Below are 2,401 nucleotides of genomic sequence, written 5' to 3'. Positions count from 1 at the left end.
CCGGGCGGGCGCGCGCCCGCGTCCCCCACCCCCCCCCGGCCCCCCGCGCGCCCCCGGGGGGGGGGGGGGGGGGGGGGGGGGCCGCGCGCCCCCCCCCCCCCCCCCCCCGCCGCGCCGTACGCCTCGCGCTGACCCCGGTCGGCTCCGGCCGACTGGCCGAAGTCCGCGACGGGCGGGCCGAGTTGACCCGCCGCCTGACGGCCGACTGGCCGCCCGAGGAGCAGCAGGCGTTCTGCGCCCTGCTGGCCCGCTTCAACCACGCGATGGAGTCGTACACGGCGGACCAGCAGGGCCAGTGACCGCCGACGGCCGGAGGCCGTCCCTCGCGCCCGGACCGATCGGCCGTCGACACACAGCCGAACGGGTGCATTAACACGATTTTCAGATGACAACACCAGTGAGTCGCGATGCTCGGCCCTCCAGCCCGGAACACTCCGAGGGCCCCATTGGGTCCACATGGTGAGAGGACTGAGGTGAAGCCCAGTCAGAACCCGGTGACCACCGTCACCTGGAGACGCCGACTCGGCAGGACGGTGGGTTCCGTCCTGGCCCTGACGCTCGTGCCCTTCGGCATGTCACTCGTCGCACCACCGGCCGCGTACGCGGCCGGTCTCCCGGGCGGCCTCGGGCCGTGCCTGGGTGCGGACTGTCCCGCGACGTTCCCCCCGGTCAACAACGGTCCCTTCGCAGGCCGCGACGCCGGAATCAACATCTTCGTCGGCGGCGACTTCAACGTCGGCGGTTCCGCCGCGGAGGCCGAGGGGCACGTGGTGACCCTCGGCAACTTCGACCTGAACAAAGCCCCGGGAGCCAGCTCCGTCTACAACATCGGCATCGTCGGCGTCGGCTCACGGGTCCCCCCGCCGGACGGCGCCGACTTCCTCACCGCCGGAGGCAACGTCACGGTGGCCCCGGGGCAGAGGCTCCTGGCGGAGGGCGGCGTCGTCCGCTACGCGGGCACGGCCACGGGCACCATCGTCGGTACGAAGGTCCAGGAAGCGCAGGCCGTAGCCGCCTACACGCCACTGCGCGGCCAGCTGCAGACGGCGAGCGAGTGCTACGCCGGGGTCGGCACACCCCGCCCCGCCACCGGAACCGCGGTCAACCAGGGGTTCCAGACCCTGTTCACCGGTGACGGCACCTCCGCACTCCAGGTCTTCAACGTCGACTTCGACATCGCCGGGAACGGAGGCTCCACCCAGGGCATCGCGTTCGCCGGCATCCCCGCGAACGCGACGGTACTCGTCAACCTCGTGGGCGGCGCCCGCACCATCAACACCTACAGCGGGAGCCTCCAGGACACCGATCCCTGGAACCGGCTGCGCGAGCGCCTCCTGTGGAACTTCCCCGCCGCGACGTCCGTCACGCTCAAGGGATCGGGGCAGTTCCAGGGCAGTGTGCTGGTCGGCAACCCGGCCAGCACCGCCACCATGAGCCTGCCCGGTCTGAACGGACGGTTCTTCACCACCGGTTCGCTGCTGCAGAACTCCGGCTCGGGGATGACCGGGACCGAGTTCCACGCCTACCCCTTCAACGGCGATCTTCCGGCGTGCGGAAGCCCCACTCCCACCGCCTCGACCAGCGTGACGAAGGTCGACTCCGTCACGGGGCAGCCCCTGGCGGGGGCCACCTTCCAGCTGTGGCGTGAGACCAACGGCGTCCCCGGCCTCCAGACCTCGGGGGCCACCCCGGACACCGAGGTGGGCGCCCCCTGCACCACCGGGGCGAACGGCGTCTGCTCCACCGCCGGTCTCCCGCTCGGCACCTACTACTGGCAGGAGACCGCCGCACCCCCCGGTTACGACCTGCCGCAGCCCGCGGTGACGACCGTGGTCCTCGACACGAACGGGCAGAACGTCCCGGTCACCGTCCAGGACACCAAGTCCCCGATCGTCGAGACCGGGTCCACCAGCGTGACCAAGGTCGACTCCGCCACCGGGCAGCCCCTAGCCGGCGCGACCTTCCAGCTGTGGCACGAGACCAACGGCGTCCCCGGCCTCCAAACCACCGGAACCAACCCCGACACCCCCGTCGGATCCCCCTGCACCACCGGAGCGAACGGTGTCTGCTCCACGGCCGGCCTCCCCCTCGGCACCTACTACTGGCAGGAAACCGCCGCACCCCCCGGTTACGACCTGCCGGAACTCAACGTCACCACCGTCGTCCTCAACACCAACGGACAGAACGTCCCGATCACCGTCCAGGACACCAAAGCCACCGCTCCGACCGCGTCCACCAGCGTGACCAAGGTCGACTCCGCCACCGGGCAGCCCCTGGCCGGCGCGACCTTCCAGCTCTGGCACGAGACCAACGGCACCCCCGGCCTCCAAACCACCGGAACCAACCCCGACACCCCCGTCGGCTCCCCCTGCACCACCGGAGCGAACGGCACCTGCTCCGC

Annotated in this window: 1 protein-coding gene and 1 pseudogene; both read left to right on the top strand. The window is 71.8% G+C overall.

Annotation, left to right across the window (positions count from 1 at the left end):
* A pseudogene (locus ACFV6I_RS39095) lies at positions 1-299 on the top strand (hypothetical protein); the annotation flags it as partial.
* Between the two features lie 174 nt (positions 300-473).
* A partial coding sequence (locus ACFV6I_RS39090) for a choice-of-anchor A family protein (protein WP_380431015.1) occupies positions 474-2,401 on the top strand: 1,928 nt, incomplete at its 3' end.

It is taken from the genome of Kitasatospora sp. NPDC059803, assembly GCF_042732255.1.
Lineage (GTDB): Bacteria > Actinomycetota > Actinomycetes > Streptomycetales > Streptomycetaceae > Kitasatospora.
The sequence above is the reverse complement of the archived record's forward strand: the minus strand, read 5'-3'. Positions and strand labels throughout refer to the sequence as shown.